Annotated in this window: 1 protein-coding gene; it reads right to left on the bottom strand. The window is 27.9% G+C overall.

Annotated elements, in window-relative coordinates; genetic code table 11:
• The coding region (locus AB4517_RS21895; protein WP_372149957.1) for a hypothetical protein at window positions 1–380 on the bottom strand (380 nt) is incomplete at both ends.

Consider the following 380-nt stretch of genomic DNA (forward strand, 5'->3'; position numbering starts at 1 on the left):
ATGTATATAAGTATATAATTCAGAAAAAATATTTAATTTTGCAAACTCACCAGTGCTAAATCCATTCCATCCATAAGGAAAGTTATTGGCTAATATTGCGGGTAGATTGGAAATTTTACTTGTTAAATCTATTATAAATTCGGCATTAAATGAAGTCACTTCATTAGGACTGTGTATTTTATATTCATTGATATACGAGTGTTGTATACTCGAAATACTACCAAGGTCTTTTAAAATTCCAGCGTATTTATTAAATATGATTAAAGAATCAGTATTCAATATTAAATCAGAACTTGTAAATTCACCTTCCCCCCTTAAATTAAAAAGGATGCCTTTTATTTGACTAATATCAAAATTACCCTTTAACATTTTGACAAGGC

The sequence above is a fragment of the Vibrio sp. 10N.222.52.C3 genome, assembly GCF_041474195.1.
In the GTDB taxonomy this organism is placed as follows: Bacteria; Pseudomonadota; Gammaproteobacteria; order Enterobacterales; family Vibrionaceae; genus Vibrio; species Vibrio crassostreae_C.